Consider the following 996-nt stretch of genomic DNA (forward strand, 5'->3'; position numbering starts at 1 on the left):
CAGCATCAGCGGTTCACCAGCAAGAAACCCGCCGCCAATCCTGAACGTCACTTCGACATTTCTACCTTCGAGCAGCACCGGAGCATTGGCGGGCGGCGGCCGCTTGCTGCCGGCCGGCTCGGCCGCCAGCAGCATTTTCGTGTAGGCATGCTGGGGATTGACGAAGATGGCCTCCGCCTCCCCCTCCTCGACAACCTCGCCCTGGCGCATGACATAGACCCGGTCGGCAAAGCGGCGGACGATGCCAAGATCGTGGGTGATGAAGACGATCGCCATGCCGAGCTTGCGCTGCAATTCGGCCAGAAGCATCAGGATCTGCGCCTGGATGGTCACGTCGAGCGCCGTCGTCGGCTCGTCGGCGATCAATATGTCAGGGTCGTTGGCGAGCGCCATCGCGATCATCACACGCTGGCGCTGGCCACCGGACATTTCATGCGGATAGGATTTCATCCGCCGCTCGGGATCGGGAATATGCACCAGCCGCAGCAGCTTGAGCGCCTCTTCCCGCGCCTCGGCGGCATTCAGGCCCCGGTGCCGGCGGATCGGCTCGATCAACTGGTTGCCGATCGAATAGAGCGGATCGAGCGAAGTCATCGGCTCCTGAAAGATCATGCTGATCTTGCGGCCACGAACCTGGTTGAGCTCGGATTTGCTGAGCGTCAGAAGATTGCGGCCGCGATAATCAACGCTGCCTGTCGCTTCGCCGTTCGATGCCAGCAGGCTCATCGCCGCCATCATCGTCTGGCTTTTGCCGGACCCGGATTCGCCAACCACGGCAACGGTCTCGCCCGCATTGACGTGGATGCTGATGCCCTTCACCGCCTCGACTGCGCCGTCGAGCGTGCGGAAGCGGACACGCAGATCCTTGACGCTGAGGATCGTTTCGGAAGCAGCCATCTTAGCGATCCCCATCTTATCGATCTCTCGGGTCCAGTGCGTCGCGCAGGCCGTCGCCGACGAAGTTCAGCGCGAACAGCGTCGAGACGAGGAAGAAGG

The 996-nt window shown here is 62.3% G+C and carries 1 protein-coding gene; it reads right to left on the bottom strand.

Annotated features, from left to right (window positions below; genetic code table 11):
- Positions 1 to 897: ATP-binding cassette domain-containing protein (locus tag EN984_RS35895; RefSeq protein WP_164765979.1), on the bottom strand; the 897-nt coding region annotated here is incomplete at its 3' end.
- Positions 898 to 996 lie beyond the last annotated feature (99 nt).

This window comes from Mesorhizobium sp. M7A.F.Ca.CA.004.12.1.1 (assembly GCF_003997835.1).
Lineage (GTDB): Bacteria > Pseudomonadota > Alphaproteobacteria > Rhizobiales > Rhizobiaceae > Mesorhizobium.